The organism is Lentibacillus daqui (assembly GCF_027186265.1).
In the GTDB taxonomy this organism is placed as follows: domain Bacteria; phylum Bacillota; class Bacilli; order Bacillales; family Amphibacillaceae; genus Lentibacillus_C; species Lentibacillus_C daqui.
Genome location: NZ_CP114176.1, coordinates 1,777,694 through 1,802,847 on the forward strand (window position 1 = coordinate 1,777,694; position 25,154 = coordinate 1,802,847).

Annotated in this window: 28 protein-coding genes; 26 read left to right on the forward strand and 2 right to left on the reverse strand. The window is 40.3% G+C overall.

Going from position 1 to position 25,154, the window contains the following annotated elements; all coding sequences use genetic code 11:
- The first annotated feature begins 119 nt into the window (after positions 1–119).
- The 15 genes from O2S85_RS08985 (at position 120) to O2S85_RS09055 (ending at position 13,013) form a co-directional block, all read left to right on the forward strand.
- Positions 120–326, forward strand: a complete 207-nt coding sequence (locus tag O2S85_RS08985) for a DUF4227 family protein (RefSeq protein WP_269412309.1) — start codon at positions 120–122, stop codon at positions 324–326.
- 5 nt (positions 327–331) lie between these two features.
- A complete protein-coding gene (xerD, locus tag O2S85_RS08990) occupies positions 332–1,222 on the forward strand; it encodes a site-specific tyrosine recombinase XerD (RefSeq protein ID WP_269412310.1) in 891 nt (296 codons plus the stop codon).
- A 177-nt stretch (positions 1,223–1,399) separates the two neighbouring features.
- Positions 1,400–2,575 (forward strand): phosphopentomutase, encoded by a 1,176-nt coding sequence (gene deoB / locus O2S85_RS08995; protein ID WP_269412311.1) that lies wholly within the window; start codon positions 1,400–1,402, stop codon positions 2,573–2,575.
- Between the two features lie 108 nt (positions 2,576–2,683).
- Complete coding sequence (locus O2S85_RS09000; RefSeq protein ID WP_269412312.1) at positions 2,684–3,988, forward strand: pyrimidine-nucleoside phosphorylase; 1,305 nt, start codon at positions 2,684–2,686, stop codon at positions 3,986–3,988.
- Positions 3,989–4,166: 178 nt separating this feature from the next.
- Positions 4,167–5,348 (forward strand): D-alanyl-D-alanine carboxypeptidase family protein, encoded by a 1,182-nt coding sequence (locus O2S85_RS09005; protein WP_269412313.1) that lies wholly within the window; start codon positions 4,167–4,169, stop codon positions 5,346–5,348.
- Between the two features lie 176 nt (positions 5,349–5,524).
- Complete coding sequence (gene spoIIAA / locus O2S85_RS09010) at positions 5,525–5,878, forward strand: anti-sigma F factor antagonist (protein ID WP_269412314.1); 354 nt, start codon at positions 5,525–5,527, stop codon at positions 5,876–5,878.
- Positions 5,875–6,315 carry an anti-sigma F factor gene (gene spoIIAB / locus O2S85_RS09015; protein ID WP_269412315.1) on the forward strand — a complete coding sequence of 147 codons (441 nt, stop codon included), beginning with the start codon at positions 5,875–5,877 and terminating at the stop codon, positions 6,313–6,315. Before spoIIAA ends, spoIIAB begins: the two co-directional genes overlap by 4 nt.
- Positions 6,316–6,326: 11 nt before the next feature.
- Complete coding sequence (gene sigF / locus O2S85_RS09020; RefSeq protein WP_269412316.1) at positions 6,327–7,082, forward strand: RNA polymerase sporulation sigma factor SigF; 756 nt, start codon at positions 6,327–6,329, stop codon at positions 7,080–7,082.
- A gap of 107 nt (positions 7,083–7,189) precedes the next feature.
- Positions 7,190–7,792: a stage V sporulation protein AA gene (locus O2S85_RS09025; RefSeq protein WP_269412317.1), complete on the forward strand. Its 603-nt coding sequence runs from the start codon at positions 7,190–7,192 to the stop codon at positions 7,790–7,792.
- Positions 7,785–8,213, forward strand: a complete 429-nt coding sequence (locus O2S85_RS09030; protein WP_269412318.1) for a stage V sporulation protein AB — start codon at positions 7,785–7,787, stop codon at positions 8,211–8,213. The genes O2S85_RS09025 and O2S85_RS09030 overlap by 8 nt, the downstream gene beginning before the upstream one ends.
- A gap of 28 nt (positions 8,214–8,241) precedes the next feature.
- The gene (locus O2S85_RS09035) at positions 8,242–9,738 is read left to right on the forward strand and encodes a spore germination protein (protein WP_269412319.1); all 1,497 of its coding nucleotides are present in this window, start codon (positions 8,242–8,244) and stop codon (positions 9,736–9,738) included.
- A 176-nt stretch (positions 9,739–9,914) separates the two neighbouring features.
- The gene (lysA, locus tag O2S85_RS09040) at positions 9,915–11,219 is read left to right on the forward strand and encodes a diaminopimelate decarboxylase (protein ID WP_269412320.1); all 1,305 of its coding nucleotides are present in this window, start codon (positions 9,915–9,917) and stop codon (positions 11,217–11,219) included.
- Positions 11,220–11,337: 118 nt separating this feature from the next.
- Entirely contained in the window at positions 11,338–11,775 is a 438-nt protein-coding gene (locus tag O2S85_RS09045; RefSeq protein WP_269412321.1) for a peptidylprolyl isomerase, read from the forward strand.
- A gap of 35 nt (positions 11,776–11,810) precedes the next feature.
- Positions 11,811–12,272, forward strand: coding sequence for a M50 family metallopeptidase (locus tag O2S85_RS09050; RefSeq protein WP_269412322.1), 462 nt, complete (start codon positions 11,811–11,813; stop codon positions 12,270–12,272).
- A 369-nt stretch (positions 12,273–12,641) separates the two neighbouring features.
- Entirely contained in the window at positions 12,642–13,013 is a 372-nt protein-coding gene (locus O2S85_RS09055; RefSeq protein ID WP_269412323.1) for a GNAT family N-acetyltransferase, read from the forward strand.
- Positions 13,014–13,162: 149 nt separating this feature from the next.
- Here O2S85_RS09055 and O2S85_RS09060 read toward each other — a convergent pair whose 3' ends face one another.
- Positions 13,163–13,246: a YjcZ family sporulation protein gene (locus O2S85_RS09060; protein ID WP_064503397.1), complete on the reverse strand. Its 84-nt coding sequence runs from the start codon at positions 13,244–13,246 to the stop codon at positions 13,163–13,165.
- Positions 13,247–13,452: 206 nt separating this feature from the next.
- Between O2S85_RS09060 and O2S85_RS09065 the strand changes: the two genes are divergently transcribed.
- The 11 genes from O2S85_RS09065 (at position 13,453) to O2S85_RS09115 (ending at position 24,489) form a co-directional block, all read left to right on the forward strand.
- On the forward strand, positions 13,453–14,196 hold the full coding sequence (locus O2S85_RS09065; protein ID WP_269412324.1) for a segregation/condensation protein A: 744 nt from the start codon (positions 13,453–13,455) through the stop codon (positions 14,194–14,196).
- On the forward strand, positions 14,193–14,786 hold the full coding sequence (scpB, locus tag O2S85_RS09070; protein WP_269412325.1) for an SMC-Scp complex subunit ScpB: 594 nt from the start codon (positions 14,193–14,195) through the stop codon (positions 14,784–14,786). Before O2S85_RS09065 ends, scpB begins: the two co-directional genes overlap by 4 nt.
- 116 nt (positions 14,787–14,902) lie before the next feature.
- Positions 14,903–16,006, forward strand: coding sequence for a D-alanyl-D-alanine carboxypeptidase family protein (locus O2S85_RS09075; protein WP_269412326.1), 1,104 nt, complete (start codon positions 14,903–14,905; stop codon positions 16,004–16,006).
- A 1-nt stretch (position 16,007) separates the two neighbouring features.
- On the forward strand, positions 16,008–16,592 hold the full coding sequence (locus tag O2S85_RS09080) for a nucleoside recognition domain-containing protein (RefSeq protein WP_269412327.1): 585 nt from the start codon (positions 16,008–16,010) through the stop codon (positions 16,590–16,592).
- 2 nt (positions 16,593–16,594) lie between these two features.
- Positions 16,595–17,125, forward strand: a complete 531-nt coding sequence (locus O2S85_RS09085) for a spore maturation protein (protein WP_269412328.1) — start codon at positions 16,595–16,597, stop codon at positions 17,123–17,125.
- 107 nt (positions 17,126–17,232) lie between these two features.
- Entirely contained in the window at positions 17,233–17,973 is a 741-nt protein-coding gene (locus O2S85_RS09090) for a pseudouridine synthase (RefSeq protein WP_269412329.1), read from the forward strand.
- Positions 17,974–18,027: 54 nt separating this feature from the next.
- Positions 18,028–18,600 (forward strand): thiol-disulfide oxidoreductase ResA, encoded by a 573-nt coding sequence (gene resA, locus O2S85_RS09095; protein ID WP_269412330.1) that lies wholly within the window; start codon positions 18,028–18,030, stop codon positions 18,598–18,600.
- 24 nt (positions 18,601–18,624) lie between these two features.
- Positions 18,625–20,607 (forward strand): cytochrome c biogenesis protein ResB, encoded by a 1,983-nt coding sequence (resB, locus tag O2S85_RS09100; RefSeq protein ID WP_439649455.1) that lies wholly within the window; start codon positions 18,625–18,627, stop codon positions 20,605–20,607.
- Positions 20,608–20,645: 38 nt separating this feature from the next.
- On the forward strand, positions 20,646–21,833 hold the full coding sequence (gene ccsB / locus O2S85_RS09105) for a c-type cytochrome biogenesis protein CcsB (protein WP_269412332.1): 1,188 nt from the start codon (positions 20,646–20,648) through the stop codon (positions 21,831–21,833).
- A 176-nt stretch (positions 21,834–22,009) separates the two neighbouring features.
- Positions 22,010–22,723, forward strand: a complete 714-nt coding sequence (locus O2S85_RS09110; protein WP_269412333.1) for a response regulator transcription factor — start codon at positions 22,010–22,012, stop codon at positions 22,721–22,723.
- Positions 22,723–24,489 (forward strand): ATP-binding protein, encoded by a 1,767-nt coding sequence (locus O2S85_RS09115; protein ID WP_269412334.1) that lies wholly within the window; start codon positions 22,723–22,725, stop codon positions 24,487–24,489. The genes O2S85_RS09110 and O2S85_RS09115 overlap by 1 nt, the downstream gene beginning before the upstream one ends.
- A gap of 374 nt (positions 24,490–24,863) precedes the next feature.
- Here O2S85_RS09115 and O2S85_RS09120 read toward each other — a convergent pair whose 3' ends face one another.
- Positions 24,864–25,115: a ferredoxin gene (locus tag O2S85_RS09120; RefSeq protein WP_269412335.1), complete on the reverse strand. Its 252-nt coding sequence runs from the start codon at positions 25,113–25,115 to the stop codon at positions 24,864–24,866.
- Between the last annotated feature and the right edge of the window lie 39 nt (positions 25,116–25,154).

The window sequence follows — 25,154 nt, forward strand, 5'->3', positions numbered from 1 at the left end:
ATGTTTACGTTAGCAAAATGGTCCCATTTGCGTTTTCTTATTGCTTCTATGTATATTGTTCTACTTTTTTGGCATATCTTTTAAATAAGATAGCTTTAATTTAGAAGGGGACATGCCTTGTGAAGCAAATAATATGGGACACATTAAAGATTTTCGTTATTTTTGTTGCATGCACGTTTTTGTTTTATTTTGGACTTCAGGCGATGCATACTGAATATGAACAAATCCATCGTTATGATGTACCTGAAGGACCATCTGTCAAAGTATTTAAGACCGACAACCGTTTCATTGATCGATTGCATTTATTTTTTCGATTAGGAGAGTAATAGTCATGTTGGAATCACAATTGGAAGATTTCTTTCATCATTTGAAAATCGAACGGGGATTGTCGGATAATACGCTAAAGTCGTATCATCGAGACTTACAACAATATTTGCATTACATCAAAACTGCTACAGGGATGGTACAATGGGAGGCTGTCAAGCGAAGGGATATCACGGGATTTCTTTATATGTTAAAGGACAATGGTAAATCTGCTGCCACCATCGCAAGAATTCTGTCATCCATTCGCCTGTTTCATCGTTTTTTAATTAATGAACAACTTGTTACCCATGATGCATGCCTACACATTGAAACCCCCAAACAGGAAAGAAAACTGCCGGATGTTCTATCACCTGCCGATGTGGAGGCGTTGCTTTCCATCAGTGGCAATACGCCATTGAAAATACGAAATAAGGCGATGCTTGAGTTGTTATACGCGACGGGACTGCGGGTTACAGAGTTGATTACCATTCCGATTAGTGATCTTCATTTAACCATGGGATTTGTTCGCTGTTTGGGAAAAGGAGCGAAAGAGCGAATTGTTCCGCTTGGTGATCTTGCCAAAGACGCGGTCCAGGAATACATAGACGATGCCCGCAGCAAATTGGTTAAACATCAGGACACAAAAGCATTATTCGTCAATCAGCATGGCAGGCCTTTAACACGGCAAGGCGTTTGGAAGATTTTAAAGCAGGCAGCCAGGGATGCTGGTATTACCAAAAAAATAACACCGCATACACTGCGACATTCCTTTGCGACCCACTTGTTGGAAAATGGTGCTGATTTGCGGTCGGTTCAGGAAATGCTTGGACATGCAGATATTTCTACTACGCAAATTTACACGCATGTGACAAAAGCTAGATTAAAAGATGTCTATAATATGTATCATCCACGGGCGTAATAGTTCGACTATTGTCCGACAATTCCAAAGACGATATAAAACGAAGCCAGAAGGGGAAACTCTTATTTCTATCTTCATTCCGTTGTGCACATACGAATCACGCATAGTCGCGTTGCTAGTGACAAAATAGACATAATTAAAATATAAACAGGGAAGATAATACTGGGAGGTTTGATCATGAATCAATTTAAACGGGTATTTTTAATTGTTCTGGATTCGGTCGGGATCGGCGAAGCACCAGATGCGGCCAAATTTGGTGATCAAGGTGCGGATACACTTGGTCATATTGCGGAGCGGATGCATGGGCTTCATATGCCAAATATGGGTAAATTGGGGTTAAGTAACATTCGAGAAATTGATGGGGTAGAAAAAGCAGCTACACCATTAGCCTGTTATACAAAAATGCAAGAGGCATCCAATGGAAAAGATACGATGACCGGTCATTGGGAAATTATGGGGTTGAACATCCAACAGCCGTTCCGGACATTTCCTGATGGTTTTCCACCTGAATTAATCAATGAACTGGAAGCAAAAACAGGCCGGAAAATAATTGGTAATAAGCCTGCTTCCGGAACTGCTATTATTGAAGAACTTGGCGAGGACCATATGAAAACGGGTGACCTGATCGTTTATACGTCAGCCGATTCCGTGTTACAAATAGCCGCCCATGAAGAGATAGTTCCGCTTGATGAACTTTACCGGATCTGTGAAATTGCCCGGGAGCTGACATTAGATGAACGATACATGGTTGGGCGAGTGATTGCCAGACCATTTGTTGGCAAGCCAGGGGCGTTTGAACGCACTCCCAATCGGCATGATTATGCACTAAAACCATTTGGACGGACAGTAATGAATGAATTAAAGGACAGTGGTTATGACGTGATTGCCCTTGGGAAAATTTCCGATATTTATGATGGGGAAGGAGTTACCGAAGCAATTCGGACGAAAGACAATGAAGATGGCATGACCAAAATAGTGGAATCTATGGATAAGGACTTTACCGGAATCAGTTTTTTAAATTTGGTTGACTTTGATGCCAAATATGGTCATCGACGTAATCCAAAAGGATATGGGGAGGCGTTAGAAGCATATGATGCCAGACTTCCAGAAGTTTTGCATAAACTGACTGATCAAGATTTGCTGATAATTACAGCTGACCATGGGAATGATCCAATTCATCATGGAACTGATCATACGCGTGAATACGTCCCATTGCTTGTTTATCATATCGGCAGTAAACAAGGCAAAGAGCTGCCATTACGAAAAACCTTTGCAGATGTTGGTGCAACCATTGCCGATAATTTTGACATAAAAATGCCAGAGCATGGAAAAAGCTTTTTGGGTGACATTTGATCAACAGACAAATATGAATTGGAAATCGGTTATTCCCTGATTTCCAATCGATACATAATTTCCATCTTGACAGACGAAAGTAATTTAAGGATGAATCGAGGGGTTTATATGAGAATGTATGATATCATTGAAAAAAAACGCGATGGTGGGGAATTAACTGAAGCAGAGATTCGTTTTTTTGTTGAGGGATATACCAAAGAAGACATTCCTGATTACCAGGTTAGTGCTCTATTAATGGCGATTTACTATCAGGGCATGACCCCGGAGGAATGTGCTACCTTAACATCAGCAATGGTTGATTCTGGAGATAAAATCGACCTTTCTGCGATTTCCGGGATAAAGGTTGATAAACATTCCACTGGTGGTGTAGGCGATACTACCACATTAGTCCTAGCACCACTGGTTGCTTCATTAGGTGTCCCGGTTGCAAAAATGAGTGGGCGCGGATTGGGACACACTGGCGGAACCATTGATAAACTGGAAGCTATCCCGGGATTTCATGTGGAATTGACAGGCGATGAATTTATTGAGTTGGTTAATAAGAATAAGGTGGCCGTTGTGGGACAAACCGGTAATTTAACACCTGCTGATAAAAAACTGTATAGTTTACGGGATGTGACCGCTACAGTGGATTCTATTCCACTGATCGCCAGCTCAATCATGAGTAAAAAAATCGCCTCCGGGGCTGATGCGATCGTGTTGGATGTGAAGACGGGTGCAGGTGCCTTCATGAAGGACCTGGCAGATGCCAAGGAACTGGCGCATCAAATGGTTTCCATTGGCAATCATGTAGGCAGAAAAACGATGGCCGTCATTTCAGATATGAGTCAGCCACTTGGCAGAGCAATCGGAAATGCATTGGAGGTTCAGGAAGCCATTGAAACACTTAAAGGTAATGGACCAACAGATTTAACCGAATTATGTTTCACACTTGGCAGCCAAATGGTCGTTCTAGCCAACAAAGCAGATAATCTTGATGACGCCAGGTTAAAACTAAAGGAAAGTATCCAAACTGGTAAAGCCTTGGCACAATTTAAAACCTTCATTGCCTCCCAAGGCGGAGACGCAAGCGTAGTGGATGACCCAACACTACTACCGGCAGCTGCCCAAAAAATCGAGTTAAAGGCGAAGAACTCCGGCACGATTCAAAGTATTATCGCAGACGACATTGGTACGGCAGCGATGATGCTTGGGGCTGGACGGGCGACAAAAGAATCAGATATTGATCTTGCAGTAGGTCTTGTACTTCATAAAAAAGTTGGTGATAGTGTCAAGGCGGGAGAAACTTTGGTAACGATCCATGCGAATCAAGAGCAGATCGATGAGGTGAAAGAAAAATTGTATACAAGCATTACCATTGCTGAGCACCCGGCAAAAGCGCCATCTTTGATTTACGATATGATAACTGAATGATATTTCACAGACAACGGGTACATCATCCAGATGATGTGCCCGTTGTCTATATCGGTGCTAATCTTCAATTTTTCGGTACATACCATCATTAATTACCGAAAAACAGAAGCCATTTCAAGTTATAAAAACAATGCTTCCTGTCAATCCTAGAAATATATTGACTCTTGGAGGTAAGGCTATGAAAAAGAATGTTTTTTTGATTAGTATGGTTATGACTTTATTATGGTTCTCTAGTTTGTCTGTTTTTGCCGCAGAGAAAGGAACGGATAAATCCAAGGAATCCCTTGATCTTGCTCCCGATGCAAAATCGGCTATCCTGATTGAGCGGGATACTGGAAAAATACTATTTGATAAAAATAGCCAGGAAGAGCTTCCACCTGCGAGTATGACGAAAATAATGACCCTCCTGCTCATCATGGAAGAACTCGATCGGGGTAATTTAAAATTGGACGAAAGAATTCGAGTTAGCGAAAACGCCGCTTCCATGGGAGGATCACAAATCTTTTTGGAAGCTGGCGAGGAAATGACTGTCAATGATCTGTTAAAGGGAATCTCCATTGCTTCCGGTAATGATGCGAGTGTCGCCTTGGCAGAACGTATTGCTGGCAGTGAGGAAGCATTTGTACAAAAAATGAATAAAAAGGTTAAGGACTTGGGTCTGAAAAATACCCATTTTAATAATTGTACCGGTTTGCCGGCTGATGACCACTACAGTACAGCACATGACATGTCAGTAATGGCCAAAGAACTATTAAAATACGAAAAGATTACTGACTATACCTCGTTATATGAAGATTACTTACGCAAAGGAACCGAGGATGAATTCTGGCTGGTCAATACCAATAAACTAGTAAAATTTTATCCAGGTGTTGATGGATTGAAAACAGGCTATACGAATGAGGCGAAATATTGCCTGACAGCAACTGCCAAAAAGAATGATATGCGGGCGATTGCTGTTGTGATGGGGACCAAAACAACAAAAGAACGAAATGCCAACGTTACCAACATGCTGGATTACGCGTTTAACCAGTTTAGTACCAAGAAACTATTTAAAAAAGGGCAACCAATTACAACCCTGAAATTATTAAAAGCAGAAGATGGTAAGGTGGATGTTGTCGCCTCGGAATCGATCAGCACCTTGTATGAAAAGGGAAAAGAACCGAAAAATATTGCCACCTCAGTGCAAATGGATGACATAAACCTGCCATTGAAAAAAGGAGATAAGGTCGGAACGTTAGTTGTAAAAGACGGTAAAAAGGTCTTGTCAAAAACACCGTTAACCGTGAATAAAGATGTAAAACAAGCATCCTTCTTCACGTTATTTAAACGCTCTCTGGGCGAACTAACAAAATCACGCTAACCAATCAAACCAAGCGCAGCACCAACCGTCTGCGCTTTTGGTGTTGTTACGACGAACCTTACTAAATGAAATTTCATTCTGTTTTTGTCGGTTTTTTTCTTCTTTTGTCGTCATGCAGGAATTGAGGGGCTTCATATTGAAATGAAAAGGTACAACCTATGGAGGAGGAGACACAAATGAGTTTGGAGACTACATTCGATGTAAAAGAAGATGTGTTGATTGTCCGATTAGCCGGAGAACTCGATCATCATGAAACAGAGAAGCTACGTACTGCGTGGAAGGATATGTTGTATAAAAATGATGTAAAACATGTGGTACTAAATTTAGAAGCCGTATCATTTATGGACAGTTCAGGTCTGGGAGTCATTTTAGGACGGTATAAAGAGGTTCTTCAACTGGGTGGCGAAATGGTAGTCTGTTCTGTTTCGCCGGCTGTTAATCGGTTGTTTGAGATGTCCGGGATGTTTAAAATCGTTCGTTTGGAGGAGAACGAACAATATGCATTAGTTACATTGGGGGTGGCATCATGAATAATGAAATGAATGTAGCGTTTTCCAGTATTAGTGAAAATGAATCATTTGCCCGTGTGGCAGTGGCCGCATTTGTCACACAAATTGATCCGACAATGGATGAGCTGACGGAAATCAAAACAGTTGTATCCGAGGCTGTAACAAATGCGATTATTCATGGGTACAATAATGAACCGGATCATCAAGTCTATATCACATGTGTATTGCGTGACGATGAATTAGAATTAATCATCAAAGACGATGGGGTAGGGATTGGCGATATAGAAGAGGCCAGACAACCTTTATTTACCTCGAAACCTGAGCTGGAACGATCGGGCATGGGCTTTACGATCATTGAGAATTTTATGGATTCGGTTAAAGTTATCTCGGAGGCAGGAGCAGGCACATCTGTTTACATGACGAAACAATTAACAAAAAATAAAACGGTGAGTAAGTAGGAGACTTGCCAATGGATGTAAATGTTAAGCATTTCAATCGTAAAGATGATCCTTTAACCGATGAGCAAGTAAAGGAATATATTTATAAGAGTCAACAAGGCGATCAAGATGCCAGGGATTTACTCGTAGAAAGGAATATGAAGCTTGTCTGGTCAGTTGTGCAGCGTTTTATCAATCGTGGCTATGACCCGGATGATTTATTTCAAATTGGCAGTATTGGTTTGATCAAATCCATTGATAAATTTGATCTCTCCTATGATGTCCGGTTCTCCACGTACGCTGTTCCTATGATCATTGGAGAAATCCAGCGGTTTATTCGCGATGATGGCAGCATAAAAGTGAGCAGGACACTTAAAGAAACTGGAAATAAAATCCGCAAGAAGAAAGATGAACTAACCAAACGGCTGGGCAGATCCCCTACCATTCATGAAATAGCTGATGAATTGGATATCTTGGCTGAAGATGTTGTCCATGCGGAGGAAGCAGCGAAATCACCGCATTCCATTCATGAAACGGTGTTTGAAAATGACGGGGATCCGATTACATTATTGGATCAAATCGCTGATACGGATACACGATGGTTTGACAAAATTTCACTACAGGAGGCAATACGGGGGTTAAATGAGCGGGAACGACTTATTGTCTACTTGCGGTATTACAAGGATCAAACCCAATCTGAAGTGGCGGATCGCTTGGGAATATCGCAAGTACAAGTATCAAGATTAGAGAAAAAAATATTGCATGATATGAAGGATAAAATGGGCTGACATAGCAACAGACAAAAACCAAAAAGCAGATCATCACAAAGATGATCTGCTTTTTGTGTTCATAAAAAGTGAGTTTTTGCGAATGCTAACCGTATGGGGTGATACATATGACAAATATCGTGTACATTCGCATGAAGAAAAAGATAGAAATAACTGGAATGAAGACAATCTTGTTAAAAGACATTGCTTATTTGTCTACATCCTCTCATTTCAAACAGCAAATGGAGGAAACAACCCTTTATCATATCACGAAAAAGGATCGGAATATCGTTGTTATCGATGGTTTTATCATTATTGATCATTTAAGTCAGTTATTTTCGGATTTGGAATTTCAACTTGTTGGACCACAACAGACTATCATTTGGATTACAAAAACAAAAAAAACACCATCTGTCATATTAGCATCTTTTGTCTGGATTATATTGTTTATCGGAGCAGCAATGACGATTATGAATTTTCATTACGATGTCAGCATGCAGGAAGTGCAACAAAAAATACACTATTTATTAACTGGAAAACATAGCAAGTACCCACTTTGGATACAAATACCATATTCATTTGGGCTGGGAGTCGGGATGTTGTTATTCTTTAATCACTGGTTTAAAAAACGGTTTAATGAAGAACCAAGTCCGCTCGAAATTGAACTATTTAATTATCAGCAGGATCTGAATCAATATGTCATGCATTACGAAAATAAGTTAGATGATTAGTCATGGGTTGCAAATTATCGCCGAGATCATTATTGGATTTGCCAGTGGTCTTGCTGTGGGCGGTGGTTTTGTTGGCTTCTTAACCGTTTTAGGTGTCATCCCCCGACTTATCCAACTAAGTAAAACAGATCGGCTGATTCCCGCTTATAGTGCATGTATTATTGCCGGTCTTTTGTTTGGTACCTATATGTCATTTTCCGATATAGCATGGAGTGAACCTGCCATTATACTTGTAATTTTAGGTGCATTTCACGGGATTTTTAATGGGATGCTGGCAGCTGCCTTAACTGAGGTTCTTAATGTCTTTCCGATTCTATCCAAACGGATTGGTCTGGAACCATATTTATTAGGTCTGCTTATGGCGATTGTATTTGGAAAAGTAGCCGGATCGTTGTTTCAATGGCTGATCTTTGTCAGATAAAACGAGCATAGAATGGAGTGAGTCAAACATGTCGGACACGAAAAAAAATAAGAGTCCCATCTCACCGGATATTCATGAGACAGAGAAATACATGGAGAAACATGTTGGTGTCAATGTATCATTTGATGTAGGTTTTCGCGAGATCACCGTATTAAAAACTAAAATTCAGCTCTATTATTTAAATGGGATGGTTGATTCATCCAACATTATTCAAATCTTAAAAGTGCTGATCGAAATAAATGACCGTGAAACGGAAAGGAAAAAAGTCCAGTCCATTATTGAAAATCGCTTGATCCACCAACAGGTAGAACAGATTAAATCAATGGATGAAGCAGTAGACCAAATGTTGTCCGGGTTAATTGTGATTTTTATTGACGGCTATAGTGATGCATTTGTGATTGATGTACGTCATTATCCTGGACGAACGCCAGAGGAACCTGATACTGAACATGTGGTAAGAGGTTCACGGGATGGCTATACGGAAAATATCATTGAAAATACTTCCCTCACCAGGCGACGTATTCGCGATGAACGGCTTCGCAATAAAATGATGAGAATTGGCGAACGGTCAAAAATGGATGTTTGTGTAACTTATTTACAGGATGTTGCCGACCCTGGTCTGGTGGATTTAATCAAAAAAGAAATCCAAAAAGTGGATATTGATGGAATGTCGATGACCGATAAAACACTGGAAGAATTTATGATTAAAAACAAGTGGAATCCGTATCCAATGGTTCGTTATACAGAACGACCGGATGTTGCTGCTCATCATTTGCTGGAAGGTCATGTTGTTGTCACTGTTGATACATCACCAAGTGTAATTATTTTTCCTACGACTTTCTTTCACCATGTACAACATGCGGAAGAGTACCGCCAGCGTCCAGCGATAGGTACATTTATTCGGTGGGAGCGAATGCTGGCGATTTTGGCATCTCTTTTCCTTTTGCCATTTTGGTTATTATTTGCCTTGGACCCAACGTTATTGCCTGAATCCTTATCATTCATTGGTCCAAATGAAGAAGGTACAATCCCGATTGCTGTTCAAATTATTTTAGGAATCATAGGAGTAGAATTTTTACGAATGGCTGCCATTCATACACCTACACCGTTGGCAACATCGATGGGGTTAATCGCCGCTGTACTTATTGGGCAGATAGCGATTGATGTAGGGATGCTCAGTCCGGAAGTAATACTATATGTATCCGTCAGTGCAATCGGTTCCTATGTTACACCAAGTTATGAGTTAAGTGTCGCCAATAATATAGTTAGAGTTCTTTTAGTGCTTGCTGTAGCATTCTTTGGGGTGTATGGATTTGTTATTGGTATTACTGTGTTCACCCTATTCCTGGTAAGCCTGAAATCGTTGAAAACACCATATTTTTGGCCGTTTATACCATTTAATGGGAAGGCGCTGATGCATGTTGTATTTCGAATTCCCATGCCATTTTCTGATATACGGCCAAGTATTGTCCATCCTCGCAATGCCTATCGTCAGCCGCTACCGAGGGGAAAAGTTGATGAATAACCCGGAAATTGACATTGGAAATAACAATGGAAGGAAACATTTCCATTGTTATTTCCTTTTCATTTTTTCTTTAATATGATAAAGTTCTTTTCATAAGTTTAACAAATGCAACTGTTTCATCTTTTTGAACAAGCACTTTGGAACGGTTTTAGTTTGGAAAGGGACGGTAACAATACATGATAATAGATAATCATCCATTTACAACAGAACAGGGCCATTTAATGGTCGGGGGTGTTGATGCTGTTGATTTGGCAAGGCAATATGGAACCCCGTTATATGTATATGATGTTTCATTGATTCGTAACAATTGTCGAGCGTTTGTAAAGACGTTTGAACAGAAAGGGGTAAAGGCACAGGTAGCCTATGCAAGTAAAGCATTTTCCTCGATTGCCATGCTTCAGGTAGCCAAACAGGAGAATATGAGCCTTGATGTTGTTTCTGAGGGAGAGTTATATACCGCATTACGGGCTGGTTTTCCAGTGGAACGGATTCATTTGCATGGTAATAATAAAAGCAAAAACGAGATGGAAATGGCAATTAAACATGGGATTGGCTGTATCGTGGTCGATAATTTCCATGACATTTCCTTACTTGATATACTATTAAAGAAATACAATAAAACAATGGACGTACTGATGCGTGTGACCCCGGGTATTGAAGCAAAAACACACCAATATATTTTGACCGGGAATGAGGATTCCAAATTTGGCTTCAGTTTGCAAAATGGACAAGTTGATCAAGCCTTTGAAAAGCTGTATTTTCATGAACAAATTCGGTTTAAAGGACTGCATTGCCACATTGGATCACAAATCACAGAAACCGATCGTTTTTTATTGGCATCCGATAAGTTGTTCGAAAAAATCAAAAAGTGGAACCAACAATACGGCTATATACCGGAAGTCTTAAACCTTGGTGGCGGCTTTGGCATCCGCTATACCGAATCAGATAACCCGATCCCATTACATTTCTATGTAGAGCATTTGGTAGATGCAGTTCAGCGGCGTGCCACACAATTGTCGATTCCTATGCCGGAAATTTGGCTCGAACCGGGACGTGCGATTGTTGGCAATGCTGGTATTACGTTATACACGGTTGGGGCAATGAAGCAAATCCCTGGCGTGCGGCAATATGTGTCAGTTGATGGGGGAATGACCGATAATTTGCGTCCCGCTTTATATGGAGCGAAATATGAGGGTGTCATTGCCAATAAAGCAGAGCATCAGCCAATACAAACCGTTTCTATTGCCGGCAAGTGCTGTGAGTCAGGTGATATGCTCATATGGGATTTACCGGTCCCTGAAATAGACAATGGAGATATTCTGGCGGTCTTTTCAACGGGTGCCTATGGGTATTCCATGTCCAATAATTATAACCGGTTTTCCAAGCCCGCTGTTGTTTTTGTTGAGAACGGTGTCGCGAAACTGGTTGTTGCCCGGGAAACCTATCAAGATGTTGTACAGTTTGATTTGTCTTATGAATAAGGGCAGGCCCAGATGTCAAATTTTGCTTGAGTATCTTGCCGTTTTGCTCGTAATTCTTTTAAAAACAGAAAATACATGGTAAGATAACATTGATTTCAATCATAAAGGGGAATAAATAATGGCTAAAAGAGGCTATATTTTGATGGAAAATGGCGATAAAATCGAATTTGAATTATATCCAAATGAAGCACCAGGAACAGTCGCAAACTTTGAAAAACTGGCAAATGAATCATTTTATGATGGTCTGACCTTTCACCGGGTAATCGATGGTTTTGTCAGCCAGGGCGGGTGTCCAAACGGAAACGGGACTGGCAATGCTGGTTATACCATCAAATGTGAAACAGAAGGAAACCCGCACCGGCATGTGGAAGGATCCTTATCAATGGCACATGCAGGAAAAGATACCGGGAGCTGTCAATTTTTCATTGTCCACGAGGCTCAACCGCACTTGGACGGTGTTCATACCGTTTTTGGACAAGTAACATCTGGTGTGGAACATGCCAAAGCAATGCACAACGGGGATGTAATGAAGGAAGTTAAAGTTTTTGACGAATAAGCATTACCTCATGTGAATGCACTGGGATGTGTGGTATGAATATTTATCTTGTGCTATTGCTGGTTTTTATTATTGCACCAATTAGCACTTTATTGCACGAATTAGGACATGTGCTTGGTGCAAAATGGGCAAAAGCTGATTCTATCATACTATCCATTGGATCCGGTTATAAGATAGCAGCATTTTCCTGTAAGCGAATTCGGGTTTCCCTTCATCTATTGTTTTTTCTGGGCGGCATGGCCTACAATGAAAGAAATAAACCGTATAAATCAAGGGAAATCATTATCATTAGTTTGTGTGGTCCTGTCAGTAACGTAATTGCTGCAGCTGTGGTATTTTATTTCGCCGGTTTCTCTTATGGATTTGTCCGTGCATTCATTTTGTTTAATATGTGGCTGGCAGTGATTAATTTAATACCGTTTCACCTAAACGGGAAACAATCGGATGGCTATACGATTGTAAAAGCCATATTAAACCGTTACAAAACCTGCAAATAAAATACGTGGTGTTTTTTTCAAGGGTTTGACTTTCGTATAGCAAAATAGAATGTTGTCAATGCTGAAATAAAGGGTGAAAAAATAGTTGAGTCAGCGTAAAAAGAATTGGATCCTATTTGCATTTTTGCTTGTCATTGGAATGACATGGGGAGTTGTTTATTGGTTTGTGTTCGTTCTGTAAGAGGATGTGCATAAGGTATCGCGAAATCAATAATAGTTGACAAGAACATGTTGTTCAGGCACATTAATATATATTACGCTATACTTGGTAGAATGCTTTCGATATCGATATAGAAATGTTTTTTAAGTATTTGCCGGCTACGTTTTCTTTCCATGATCTTCAGGTTATTTTCATAATGAGGGGTATCTATGTTAATTCGTTATAAAAAAAATTCGGAAAAAATTGCAATGGGTTTACTTTCTTTTATGCCAAATGAAAAGGATGTAAAAAAATTGCAACAAACCATAAAGGAATACGAGACAAATCCCGATTGGCACCTTTTTCTATGGAAAGAAGATGATGTGCTAGGTGCGATTGGTGTACGTATTGAGAATGATCTTAATGCAGTTGTCCAGCACATATCAGTCAATCCTTCCCATCGCAATTCGGGGATTGGCAAGAAAATGATCAATGAAATTAAGTCAATGTATCAGGATAAATATGCCGTTTGCGCAGATGAACATATTCAAGATTTTTACAATAAATGTACCTCTGATGATAGTGAAAAAGATGATGACTGATAACATCTTTTTCACGGCTTTATCAAAATGACGAGATCAAGTCAAAGAGCCAACCCTTTCATTGGGTTGGCTCTTTGTCGGTCGTTATTTGTTTGCAAACTACAAACAAATGAACAATTTGTTATGCATTCGCACGCAAGGCTATCATTCTATAGCCAAGCAGCACCAACGATAATGAGTAAAATGAACAATACGACGATTAACGCAAATCCACCGCCATAACCTGCACCCATTTGAAATTCCTCCTTTTGAACTTAAAGAATAAATGTCTAATCAACATTTATCTTTCGTTAATAACTTATGTAGGACATTGGAATAGTGTATAGGCGCATATGTTATGTTTATCATTTTTTAATGATTAAAACCTATAATTTTGGTATGCTGTATTTGTTTAAACAGTTACGTTGGTCGATATTTTTTATGCGAAAGGAAGAAAACAATGAATCAGGCTTATCAGGTAAAAATTGATTCATTTGAAGGACCGCTTGATTTATTATTGCATTTAATCAACCGATATGAGATTAATATATACGATATTCCGGTCGCACAAATAACGGAACAATATATGGAGTACATCCACACCATGCAACAGTTGGAATTAAATGTAGCCAGCGAATATCTGGTTATGGCTGCCACATTGCTAGCCGTAAAAAGCCAAATGCTATTGCCAAAACAGGAATTGGACATGGAAGATGAAGGATATGAAGAGGATCCGCGAGAAGAGTTGATGGAGCGCCTAATAGCCTACCGAAAATATAAGCAAGCAGCCGAGACATTGAAAGAAAAGGAAATGGATAACCACCAAATCTTCACCCGTGCCCCAGTTCGAATCCCTGATACTGAAACACAAAAGCCTATGGTGCAAGGGGATGTTTCCATTTATGATATGCTGGGTGCATTAAATAACATGTTGGAAAGGAAAAAGTGGAAAGAGCCTCTCGAAACAAAAATAAACCGGGTTGACATTTCACTGGAGCAACGGATGGAGGAAGTGATCCAGGTGGTAAAACAGAGTCGGGACGGGATTCTGTTTGATGATCTGTTTACCTACCGTTCACGTTCTCATATTGTTGTGACTTTTGTCGCCATATTAGAGTTGATGAAAACGAAACAAGTATATTGTAAACAAGAAAAACAACTTGCGGATTTATATGTTTTTGATGGAAGAAGCGTGAAAGCATGAATGAATTAAAAGCGATTGTGGAAGGTTTGCTGTTTGCCAGTGGTGACGACGGCATTACCGTGAAACAACTTGCAAGCATACTGGAGGTTCATTCGGATACGGTTGAACAAATGCTTGAGGAATTAGCCTACGAATATGAGCACACCGAACGAGGGATGATGATTATAAAATCTCATGAGGCATTTCATCTGACAACGAAACCGGAACATAGTGATTATTTAAAAAAACTATTGGAAACGCCACAATCATCTAAAATGTCACAGGCAGCATTAGAAACATTGGCGATTATCGCTTATCGGCAACCAATAACCAGAACAGAAATTGATGAAATACGTGGGGTGAAAAGCGAACGGCCGGTACAGACATTGCTTTCCAGATCTTTGATTGAAGAAGTAGGGCGCCGTGAAGGAATTGGGCGTCCAATCCTGTTTGGGACAAGCAAAGAATTTCTAACGTATTTTGGGCTGACCTCTTTGGAGGAATTACCACCGTTGCCTGAAGAGATTGATCAGAATGCAGTTGAACATGAAGCAGATTTATTTTTTGAGAATTTTACTACCGGTACAGACGAAGAACCACATTCCAAATGAAACCTTTGCACAATGATTGTGTAAAGGTTTTTTCTTTTGCAGTTACACCTTTTTATCATACTATAAGTTGTCCAGCATAGACTGTAGAGACACAAAAACTACGGGAGGACCCCCATATGCGCTGGATATTTGTAACCGTCATATTTGTTGGATTATGTATGCTTGCTTTCCCCGGAGATGGACAAGCAAAGCCAAGCACATCCGCGAAACAGGCTATTTTAATGGAGCAATCTTCCGGAAGAGTATTATATGAAAAAGATGCCAATCAACGCCGTCCAATTGCCAGCATAACAAAAATCATGACCGCCATTATCGCAATCGAATCTGGAAAAATGGACGATACGGTGACTGTTTCGAAACGGGCAGTCTATGCTGGGGGGTCATCTATTTATCTTGAGGAGGGTGAGAAGATCAAGTTAAGGGATCTTGTTTATGGGTTAATGTTGCGCTCGGGAAATGATGCTGCGGTAGCAATTGCAGAACACGTCGGTGGCAGTGTAGAAGGATTCAGTTACTTAATGAATCAAAAAGCCCGATGGTTGGGAATGACAAATAGCCATTTTGATAATCCGCATGGTCTCGATTCAAAAACGCATTATTCCACCGCATATGATATGGCACTGCTGATGCAATATGCCATGGATAACGATGCCTTTCGAAAAATTACCGGGGCAATCACCTATAAAGCCACGACAAAAAAATATGCCTGGCAAAATAAAAATAAGCTATTAACGCGGTACTATGATTATTGCATCGGCGGGAAAACGGGTTTTACCAAAATTGCCGGGAGAACATTGGTTTCAACAGCACGTAAAGATGACATGGAATTGATTGCTGTTACCTTAAATGCCCCTGATGACTGGCAGGACCATATCGGAATGTATGATTGGGCATTTGACAAATATAAGATGACATCGGTACTTGATAAAGGTAAAATGACGTACCATGTACAAGGGACTAATCAAAAAACGACAGGGTTTATTCATCAAAACATCGCTTATCCCTTGGATTCACAAGAGCAAAATAGTATCCGTTTGAAAACGTTCATGCTGAATAAAGACCTGCAAAACAATAAGGAGAAAATTGGCAAGACCATCGTTTATTTGGATGGAACCCCGCTTGAAGAAGTACCTGTTTATAAAGAGGATCAGCAGGCAAAGAAGAAGACATTATTCACAGATACCAAGTCAGTATTAAAACAAATGACAGGGTTGGATTAGTATGGTTAATATTATTTGGGCTTCCATGGCCATTATTGGCATCTTTTACGCGATGATAAATGGCACAATGGATGAAGTAAATAAGGCATTATTTGAGAGTGCTGAAGAGGCTGTAACCATATCAATTGGATTAATCAGTGTTATGGTATTTTGGCTGGGGATTATGAAGGTTGCTGAAAAAGCTGGGATATTACGCAGGCTCACCAAGCTGTTTCGTCCAGCTGTCGCCAAATTATTTCCAGAGATTCCCAAAGATCATCCGGCAATGGGTTATATTTTATCCAACTTCACTGCAAATATATTCGGACTCGGGAATGCAGCAACTCCAATGGGTCTTAAAGCCATGGAGCAAATGAAACAATTAAGTGGCACAGATACCGCGTCAAGATCGATGATTACGTTTTTGGCATTAAATACATCAGGTTTGACAATTATCCCGACAACAGTCATTGCTATTCGTATGCATTATCATTCCGTTTCGCCAACGGAAATTGTCGGTACAACAATTGTTGCCACCATTATGTCATCACTTGGGGCTATAATAGTAGATCGGATATTTTACCATCGCAGTATTAGGAGGGAATAAAGATGGCGGTCATGACCACAATAAGTACCTGGCTTATTCCATGCTTTATCATGCTTGTCCTCATTGTGGCAACCTACAAGCGCGTTCAAACCTATGAAGTGTTTGTGGAGGGAGGAAAAGAAGGTATCAAAATGGCCTTCTCCATACTCCCTTTTTTGGTAGGAATGATTGTATCCATCGGGATTTTACGGGCGTCTGGTGCACTTGAAGCTTTTATAAATATGTTAACACCATTTTTAAGCATGATTGGCGTTCCTGCTGATATTGTACCACTTGCATTGATCAGGCCGATTTCCGGTACTGCGGCTTTGAGTATTACGACAGAGTTGATTAGCGCGAACGGACCTGATTCCTTTATAGGCCGGCTGGCATCTACCATGCAGGGAAGTACCGACACGACACTCTACATATTAACCATTTACTTTGGTGCTGTTGGTATTAAAAAAATGCGATATGCGTTAAAAGTTGGACTCATTGCTGATTTAATTGGTATAATTGCCTCGATTGTAATCGTCACTATTATATTTGGATAAACCTTTAGAGTAGCGTTAACTTATAGTTAACGCTACTATTGTGTTGGTGGGAGATAAAAGGTAAAATACCAAAGGATCATTAAATTTCAGGAAACATGGTGATAAATATGGCAAACATAGAGGAACGCTTGCAGAAGGTGATTGCAAGAAGCGGAATTACTTCAAGAAGGAAGGCTGAACAGCTTATTGTTGATGGAAAGGTAAAAGTGAATGGAAAAACAGTGACAGAACTTGGCACCAAAGTCTCGCCTCATGATGACGTGGAAGTAAACGGCGTACCACTCGAAAAAGAGGCACCTGTTTATTATTTGCTGTATAAGCCGCGTGGCGTTATATCGAGTGTGAAAGATGACAAGAATAGAAAAGTAGTTACTGATTTTTTCCCTGAGGTAAAAGAGCGAATTTTCCCGGTTGGAAGGCTTGATTATGACTCTTCTGGGATTATTTTATTGACGAATGATGGGGAATTTGCCAACCTGTTAATGCATCCCCGTTATGAAATGGACAAAGTTTATGTGGCAAAAGTAAAGGGAATCCCATCCAAAAAAGAAATGAATCGTTTGCGTAATGGCATCCGTGTAGATAATGACAAGTTAAAAATTATTGGCTATAAATTTTTGTCAACCGATAAAGATGCAAACACAGCAATTATCGAAATGACATTGCATGAAGGAAAAAACCGCCATGTCAGGCGCATGATGGACGGGCTTGGTTACCCTGTTATCAAGTTGAAAAGGGAGCGGTACGGGATGCTAACATTAAAAGGGTTGAAATCCGGTGAATTCAGGGCATTAACACCACATGAAGTAAAGATGATGCGTGAAGCAGCTACAAAAATTGTTGAATAATAGTCAAATTTACCATATCACACACATGATATAATAACATGGGGAGTGACTGCATTGACGGAGAAAAAACAGCGACCGGACAAAACAAAGAAAAAACGAAACCGTTTAATTTTTAGATCAGTTATTTTGGCGATATTGGTAGTGGCTGTAGGTTATGCCTTGATTTCCAATTTAACCGAGGATAATGCAAAAGTGGCAAAAGGTGATGATGCTCCTGATTTTAAATTAAACCAGGTGAACGATAGTAACAATTTACAGTCGGTTCAACTAAGTGATTTAAAGGGAAAGGGTGTTATGCTTAATTTTTGGGCGACCTATTGTGATCCATGTAAAGCTGAAATGCCCTACATGGAGAAGTTATATCCCAAATACAAGGAACGAGGGGTGGAAATTGTCGCAGTCAGTCTTGATGCGACGCAGCTTGTTATTGACAAGTTTATTAATAAGTATGATTTGACATTCCCTGTGCTCCATGACACCAAAAATCAGGTATTGGATCAGTATGGTGTCGAACCGCTTCCAAGTACTTTTTTCATTAATCCGGACGGCAAGGTGGAAGAGGTTGTTGAAGGAGCATTAACGTTGGATACACTGGAGGATCATCTGAAAAAAATTGAGCCCAAATAATTAATGTGAGGGATTTCTATGAGTGTGAATGATGTAAAATGTGAGTGTGGGCACGTTAACCCCGAAGGTACCGTGCTTTGTGAAGCATGCGGGAAGCCAATTGAGGGAAATCAGCACATTGATGGTAACGATAAACGAAAATTGCTAAATATGCGTTATGACGGTAGCGCCCGGCGATCACAGACATATAATAAGTCAATTATTGATAAAATATGGAGCTTTTTCTCCTCTGTGAAGGTTGGGGTATGGTTAATTTGTCTTGCCTTAGTCGCGTCAGCAATTGGGACCATCTTCCCGCAAGAACAATACATACCGGCAGATGCTGTTTCACGCGATCCCGCAGTCTATTACGAGGCTACCTATGGCATACTCGGGAAAATTTATTATCAACTGGGATTTCATCATTTATATAGTTCCTGGTGGTATATGATATTAATTGCGTTAATCGGTGTTTCTTTGGTCATCTGCAGCCTTGACCGTTTTGTACCACTTTACAAAGCGTTAAAAAGGCAGAAACCAAAACGCCATGAAACGTTTTTAAATCGCCAGCGTCTATATAGTGAAACAGAAAATGTTACCGCAGAAGAGAAAGAAAAAATCAAGGCATCACTTAGGAAACAGCGTTATAAAGTCCGGGATGAAAATGGCCATATTTTAGCGGAAAAAGGAAGATTCTCGCGTTGGGGGCCCTATGTAAATCATATTGGCCTGATTATTATTTTATTAGCTGCGATACTGCGAATGACACCACTTCTTTTTTCGGATGACTATGTATGGGTCAGGGAAGGTCAGCGTACCGTTATTCCTTCCACAAATGGGGAATACTATATCGAAAATAAAGGTTTTATTCTTGATACATGGGACCCAGAAGAAGCAGGTGGCAAATTTAAAGATGCCATAGAAAAACAAGGAGAGGTACCGAAAAACCATCAAACCGATGCGGTGATTTATAAAAAATCAGGTGATTCCATTCCAGGCGAAGAACCGGATTTGGAAAAAGTAACCGAGGGGAAAATTCGGCTCAACCAGCCACTGAAATTTGACAAATATACCTTGTATCAATCCGGTTATCAGCAAAATGAGTTTACGAGTATGTCATTTAACATTCTAAAGGCGGATACGAAAGATAAAGAATATGATCATTTAACGTTTAAGTTGCATACAACGGATAAGGACAATGACAAAACGCTGGGAACGTTTACGATTGATTTGAACAATCAAAAAGACGTATACAAACTTGATAATGGTTACCGTGTGCAAGCTGAACAATATTATCCCGATTATTATCTGGAAGGCGGCAAACCAGAATCGCATAGTGATAAACCGAAAAATCCCGCATTTGTGTTCTTCGTTTATCCGCCAGACAGTGATAAACCCGAGACAAGTTTTGTCGGGTTGGACGGGAGCATTTCGGCAGCTGGAGAAGATTCGCAATATAAGCTGGACATTAAAGATTACAAGCTGAAAGGCGAACTTGGCAAATTCAAAATTAATTTTAACGAACCAAAATCAGAATACAAACTTGATAATGGAACCAGGGTGGTCGTTGATGAGTATTACCCTGATTATGAAGAGGAAGACGGACAGGCAAAATCAAAATCCAAATATCCCAGAAATCCAGCTTTAGAATTGTCGGTTTATCCACCCGGCAGTGACAAAGCAGAAAAAAGCTTTGTTGGTATTGGCAAAAATGACGCGATCACAAAAGGAAATCAATACAAGCTTGGTCTCGCTGGTATGAAACTTCATGATGTTAGTGGCATCCAGGTGAAAAAAGATTATACCCTCCCATTTTTCATTGCTGGAGCAATCATCTTTTTAATCGGGGTGGCACAAGGTATGTACTGGCACCATAGAAGGATTTGGATTCATCCAAAAGACAACGGACTGCTTGTGGCTGCCCATACAAACAAGAACTGGTTCGGCATTAAGAAAGATATTGAAAAAGCAATTGAAGGAACCAATGTGAATATGGTAGTGGATCAACAAGAATTGGAAGATGATTAAGGAAGGCATAAAAAGGTAGTTCAAAAGGGGGTTTTTTGATGGATTATTTAAAAATTAGCGGTACAGCGTTATATACCGCCTTTTTTCTATATTTGATTGCTACCATTTTCTTTGGGGCAACGATTAAAGACGACAAGAAGAAGCAGAAGCAGGGGGTGTCGGGGATAATCGGCATTACCCTGACCCTGGTTGGCTTCGCGGCACAGATTGTGTATTTTGTGACCAGATGGATCGCCAGTGGACATGCTCCCGTCAGTAATATGTTTGAGTTTGTCACCTTTTTTGGTATGGGACTTGTTTTGGCGTTTATCATCATTTACTTTATTTACAAGTTAAACATTTTGGGTTTATTCGCTTTGCCACTTGCATTAATCGTCATCGCCTATGCGAGTATCTTTCCAACAGATGTTTCGCCTTTGATATCATCGTTGCAAAGCCATTGGTTATACATCCATGTAACAACTGTATCAATAGCCGAAGCCATCTTGTCGATCAGTTTTGTTGCCGGTTTGATGTATTTGATTCGCCAAATTGATCAATCAAAAGGTAGTGCACGCACTTTCTGGCTTGAGGTTATTTTATTCGGACTGTTTATTCTGCTTGGGTTTAGTGTAGCAGGTGGTATATTCAAGGCTATGGATTATCATGCTGAGTTCCAATATATTGAACAAGGAAACGAAACAACAGTCGATTATCAAATGCCGGCAATTGCGGGACCGCATGATGGGAAATTATTAACGCAAGATGCCATGAGTCCATGGTTTCAAGCACCTTCCTGGATGCATGGGGCAGACGCGGGACGTAAATTTAATTCGGTTATCTGGTCCGTGTTTGTGGGACTGGTTATCTATCTCATTTTCCGCTTGATTGCCAGAAAAAGAGTCGGCGCTACCATTCAGCCATTAATAAAAAAAGTTAGTCCAAATTTACTGGATGAGGTGTCTTATCGAGCCGTCGCCATTGGCTTCCCACTCTTTACCTTAGGGGGACTGGTTTTTGCCTCTATTTGGGCGCAGCAGGCCTGGGGTCGCTTTTGGGGCTGGGATCCAAAAGAAGTATGGGCACTTGTCACATGGTTCTTCTATGCCGCATTTCTTCATTTGCGATTATCCAGAGGTTGGCATGATGAAAAATCTGCCTGGCTTGCCGCGGGTGGATTTGCTATCATTATGTTTAACCTGATTGCGGTTAATCTGATATTGGCTGGATTACACTCCTATGCATAGTTGTAAACAACATTAACTATAAAATGAGACAGGGGGAAATCGATTTGATCGGTTTCCTCATTTCCGTTTCATCATGCTGTGGGCGTGTGATCCTGAATATTAGTGTTTTCTTATACTTTTTTAGATAGTTCATTTATACTTACTTTAGGTAGGGTATAAGAGGAGAGTGAAGTAAAATGGAAACAAATGCAACCATTCTAGTTGTGGATGATGAAGAACGAATCAGACGATTGATTCGGATGTATTTGGAACGTGATGATTTTGTTGTTGAAGAAGCGGATAATGGCAGGGATGCTTTGCGAATGGCCACGGAAACAGACTATGATGTGATACTGCTTGATATTATGATGCCCGGGATGGACGGCATTGAAGTCTGCCAGGAATTGCGTAAAGAAAAGGATACGCCTGTTATTATGTTAACCGCAAAAGGGGAGGAATCCAACCGGGTACAAGGTTTTGAGGTGGGAACTGATGATTATATTGTTAAACCGTTCAGCCCCCGTGAAGTGGTTTTACGAGTGAAGGCCTTATTACGCAGAACTAGCACCAATGTGAGTGAAGAACAGACAGGTCCGACGAATTTACTTGTTTTTGAGCACCTGACGATTGATAAAGATGCGCACCGGGTTACTGCTGATGGCAATGATGTTAGTTTAACCCCAAAAGAATACGAATTGCTCTGCTTTTTAGCAAAGGCGCCTGATAAAGTATTCAATCGGGAACAATTGCTGAAGGAAGTTTGGAATTATGAATTTTTTGGTGACCTGAGAACAGTGGACACCCACGTTAAACGACTTCGCGAAAAGTTAAGTAAAGTCTCTGATGAGGCGGCAAAAATGATTGTAACCGTCTGGGGTGTCGGCTATAAATTTGAGGTGAACGAATCATAATGTTCTGGCGCAGTGTAGTTGGGAAACTGGCAGTAACTATTTTATTGCTGGTTTCTTTTGTCTTATTTATACTGACTATTTTGTTATTGGAGTTTTTTGAGAACTTTCATATCGCAGAGGCGGAGAAAGATTTAATGCAAACCGCTACAAAGGTATCTTATCTGATGGAACAGTACGATGACGAAGATTTACTCTATGAAATGACCGATCGGATCAAAGACCCTTCCAGCAGGGTGGCCATTGTCCATAAAGATGACGGGTTATGGGTCTCTCCCAGCAATAATACGTATTTGGAAAAATTAAACGAGCAATGGATAGCCGATGATCAAGATTTGTCCGATGTATTGGATAAGCACAATAAAGTCAAAAAGCAAGCAGCAATTCCAGGCAAAGATGAGAAGATGATGATTGTTGGATTACCCGTTTCTGATGATGAAGCCGTTTTTGTTTACCAATCATTGAATGTTGTTAATCAAACAACAGCTCAAACAACTAAAATTATCTTTCTGGCCGCCGGAATTGCCATTGTGTTAACAATAATCTTTGCTGTGTTCCTTTCAACAAGAATTACCTCACCATTAATCAAAATGCGGGAAGCTGCCATTGATTTAACAAGAGGAGAATTTAATAAAAAGGTACCTATTTTGACGCATGATGAAATAGGTGAATTGGCCACAGCTTTTAACCAGATGGGTGAACAGTTAAATTTCCATATTAATGCACTAAGACAAGAGAAAGAACAATTATCCGGGATCGTTAATTCAATGGCTGATGGAGTTATCACAATGAATCGAAATGGCGATATGATTGTAACGAACCCACCAGCGGAACGGTTTGTTCGGGATTGGTATTTTGAACATAATCTTCCTGTTGACGAAGCAAATTGGAAACTTCCCACTGATTTAAACCAGGTTCTCCAGGAGGTTATTGAGGGAGAAACAGAGGTTCTAAAAGAAATTAGTATACTGGGAAGAAACTGGGTAATGATCATGACACCGTTATACGATCAGTCGTTTGTGCGAGGTGCTGTGGCAGTCATCCGTGATATGACCGAGGAACGGCGCTTGGATAAAATGCGTAAAGATTTTATTGCCAATGTATCGCATGAATTGCGGACACCTATATCGTTAATGCAAGGATATAGTGAAGCAATTGTTGATAATGTTGCTGAAAGCCCGGAAGAAAAAAATGACCTGGCACAAATTATTCATGAAGAATCACTACGAATGGGTCGTCTGGTCAATGAGTTATTGGATCTCGCCCGCATGGAGGCAGGTCATACCCAGTTGAATTTGGCACCTGTGGAAGTTGAACCATTTGCGGAACGAATCATGAAGAAGTTTAAAGGTATTGCTGATGAACAGGATGTCAAGCTAACATTGTCAAAAAGTATCGCCAATCCTATCGTCACATGTGATGAGGATCAAATCGAACAGGTATTTACCAATTTAATTGATAATGCTATTCGCCATACGGATTCAGGCGGCACTGTAAAGGTAACTGTGGAAACGAATGCCGATGAGATGCATGTGATGGTAACAGACAGCGGAAGTGGTATTCCTGAAGCAGATCTTCCATTTGTGTTTGAACGGTTTTATAAGGCGGATAAATCGAGAACAAGAAATACCAAGAAGAAAGGGACCGGTTTAGGGCTGTCAATCGCCAAAAATATCATTAATGCCCACCATGGCAGCATTTCAGTTCAGAGTAAGTTGAACCAGGGTACGACATTTACATTTAAAATCCCGACACATGAAAATCATTAACGTGCGTGTTCAAAATTTTACCGGACCTTTTGAACATCCGCTTAAAAGTATTCTGATCCCCAAACGATTCATCAAATGGACCATGAACCGTTTGGGGATTCATTTTTTTGCAGGAATGGAAATCATGATTTTCTACCGATATATTTTGGCAAAAACAATTTCTTAAGTAATTTTAAACCGAAATATGGTGCTTTGGGTTATGACAGGCAGGATAAATTTTAGAATTAGGTGTTTTTGCGGGTTTTGACATTCTAATGCTAGCAAATTATGATAGAATCAGGAAGGAAACTGTAGAATAAGAGGTATCATGTTGGGTGCTTGGGGGAATAAGCAGCGGTAAGTGGTTGTATCAAGCATAAGTTGACTCTCGTAAACTAGTCTTCAAACTTATGTGGATCACCGAAAAATGGTTGATCGGCAATTTTGATTGAGTCTGTCGGACAACCCTGACAAGCATCTTCCATCTCATCCTCCCATTCCTCAGGGACAGCTGCGGTACCTTCATTATTGTCGAGCAGAACAAAAGATAGTCCATCGTCATCATCATCATATATATGCGGGGCAGAAAAGCTACAAGCACCACAGGCAATGCATGTTTCTTTATCAATGATTGTAAATTTTGGCATGGGTTTTCCCCCTAACTAGATAACACTTCCTTTATTGTA

What these genes read in the sequence shown, in the direction of transcription:
- O2S85_RS09075 (WP_269412326.1), top strand. Translation starts at nt 14,903, where the DNA reads ATGCGCTGGATATTTGTAACCGTCATATTTGTTGGATTATGTATGCTT.
- O2S85_RS09030 (WP_269412318.1), top strand. Translation starts at nt 7,785, where the DNA reads ATGATTAGTCATGGGTTGCAAATTATCGCCGAGATCATTATTGGATTT.
- O2S85_RS09050 (WP_269412322.1), top strand. Translation starts at nt 11,811, where the DNA reads ATGAATATTTATCTTGTGCTATTGCTGGTTTTTATTATTGCACCAATT.
- deoB (WP_269412311.1), top strand. Translation starts at nt 1,400, where the DNA reads ATGAATCAATTTAAACGGGTATTTTTAATTGTTCTGGATTCGGTCGGG.
- lysA (WP_269412320.1), top strand. Translation starts at nt 9,915, where the DNA reads ATGATAATAGATAATCATCCATTTACAACAGAACAGGGCCATTTAATG.
- O2S85_RS09085 (WP_269412328.1), top strand. Translation starts at nt 16,595, where the DNA reads ATGGCGGTCATGACCACAATAAGTACCTGGCTTATTCCATGCTTTATC.
- O2S85_RS09090 (WP_269412329.1), top strand. Translation starts at nt 17,233, where the DNA reads ATGGCAAACATAGAGGAACGCTTGCAGAAGGTGATTGCAAGAAGCGGA.
- O2S85_RS09115 (WP_269412334.1), top strand. Translation starts at nt 22,723, where the DNA reads ATGTTCTGGCGCAGTGTAGTTGGGAAACTGGCAGTAACTATTTTATTG.
- O2S85_RS09065 (WP_269412324.1), top strand. Translation starts at nt 13,453, where the DNA reads ATGAATCAGGCTTATCAGGTAAAAATTGATTCATTTGAAGGACCGCTT.
- spoIIAB (WP_269412315.1), top strand. Translation starts at nt 5,875, where the DNA reads ATGAATAATGAAATGAATGTAGCGTTTTCCAGTATTAGTGAAAATGAA.
- O2S85_RS09035 (WP_269412319.1), top strand. Translation starts at nt 8,242, where the DNA reads ATGTCGGACACGAAAAAAAATAAGAGTCCCATCTCACCGGATATTCAT.
- O2S85_RS09055 (WP_269412323.1), top strand. Translation starts at nt 12,642, where the DNA reads ATGTTAATTCGTTATAAAAAAAATTCGGAAAAAATTGCAATGGGTTTA.
- O2S85_RS09000 (WP_269412312.1), top strand. Translation starts at nt 2,684, where the DNA reads ATGAGAATGTATGATATCATTGAAAAAAAACGCGATGGTGGGGAATTA.
- sigF (WP_269412316.1), top strand. Translation starts at nt 6,327, where the DNA reads ATGGATGTAAATGTTAAGCATTTCAATCGTAAAGATGATCCTTTAACC.
- O2S85_RS09045 (WP_269412321.1), top strand. Translation starts at nt 11,338, where the DNA reads ATGGCTAAAAGAGGCTATATTTTGATGGAAAATGGCGATAAAATCGAA.
- O2S85_RS09060 (WP_064503397.1), bottom strand. Translation starts at nt 13,246, where the DNA reads ATGGGTGCAGGTTATGGCGGTGGATTTGCGTTAATCGTCGTATTGTTC.
- xerD (WP_269412310.1), top strand. Translation starts at nt 332, where the DNA reads ATGTTGGAATCACAATTGGAAGATTTCTTTCATCATTTGAAAATCGAA.
- O2S85_RS09005 (WP_269412313.1), top strand. Translation starts at nt 4,167, where the DNA reads ATGAAAAAGAATGTTTTTTTGATTAGTATGGTTATGACTTTATTATGG.
- O2S85_RS09080 (WP_269412327.1), top strand. Translation starts at nt 16,008, where the DNA reads ATGGTTAATATTATTTGGGCTTCCATGGCCATTATTGGCATCTTTTAC.
- spoIIAA (WP_269412314.1), top strand. Translation starts at nt 5,525, where the DNA reads ATGAGTTTGGAGACTACATTCGATGTAAAAGAAGATGTGTTGATTGTC.
- scpB (WP_269412325.1), top strand. Translation starts at nt 14,193, where the DNA reads ATGAATGAATTAAAAGCGATTGTGGAAGGTTTGCTGTTTGCCAGTGGT.
- O2S85_RS09120 (WP_269412335.1), bottom strand. Translation starts at nt 25,115, where the DNA reads ATGCCAAAATTTACAATCATTGATAAAGAAACATGCATTGCCTGTGGT.
- O2S85_RS09025 (WP_269412317.1), top strand. Translation starts at nt 7,190, where the DNA reads ATGACAAATATCGTGTACATTCGCATGAAGAAAAAGATAGAAATAACT.
- ccsB (WP_269412332.1), top strand. Translation starts at nt 20,646, where the DNA reads ATGGATTATTTAAAAATTAGCGGTACAGCGTTATATACCGCCTTTTTT.
- O2S85_RS09110 (WP_269412333.1), top strand. Translation starts at nt 22,010, where the DNA reads ATGGAAACAAATGCAACCATTCTAGTTGTGGATGATGAAGAACGAATC.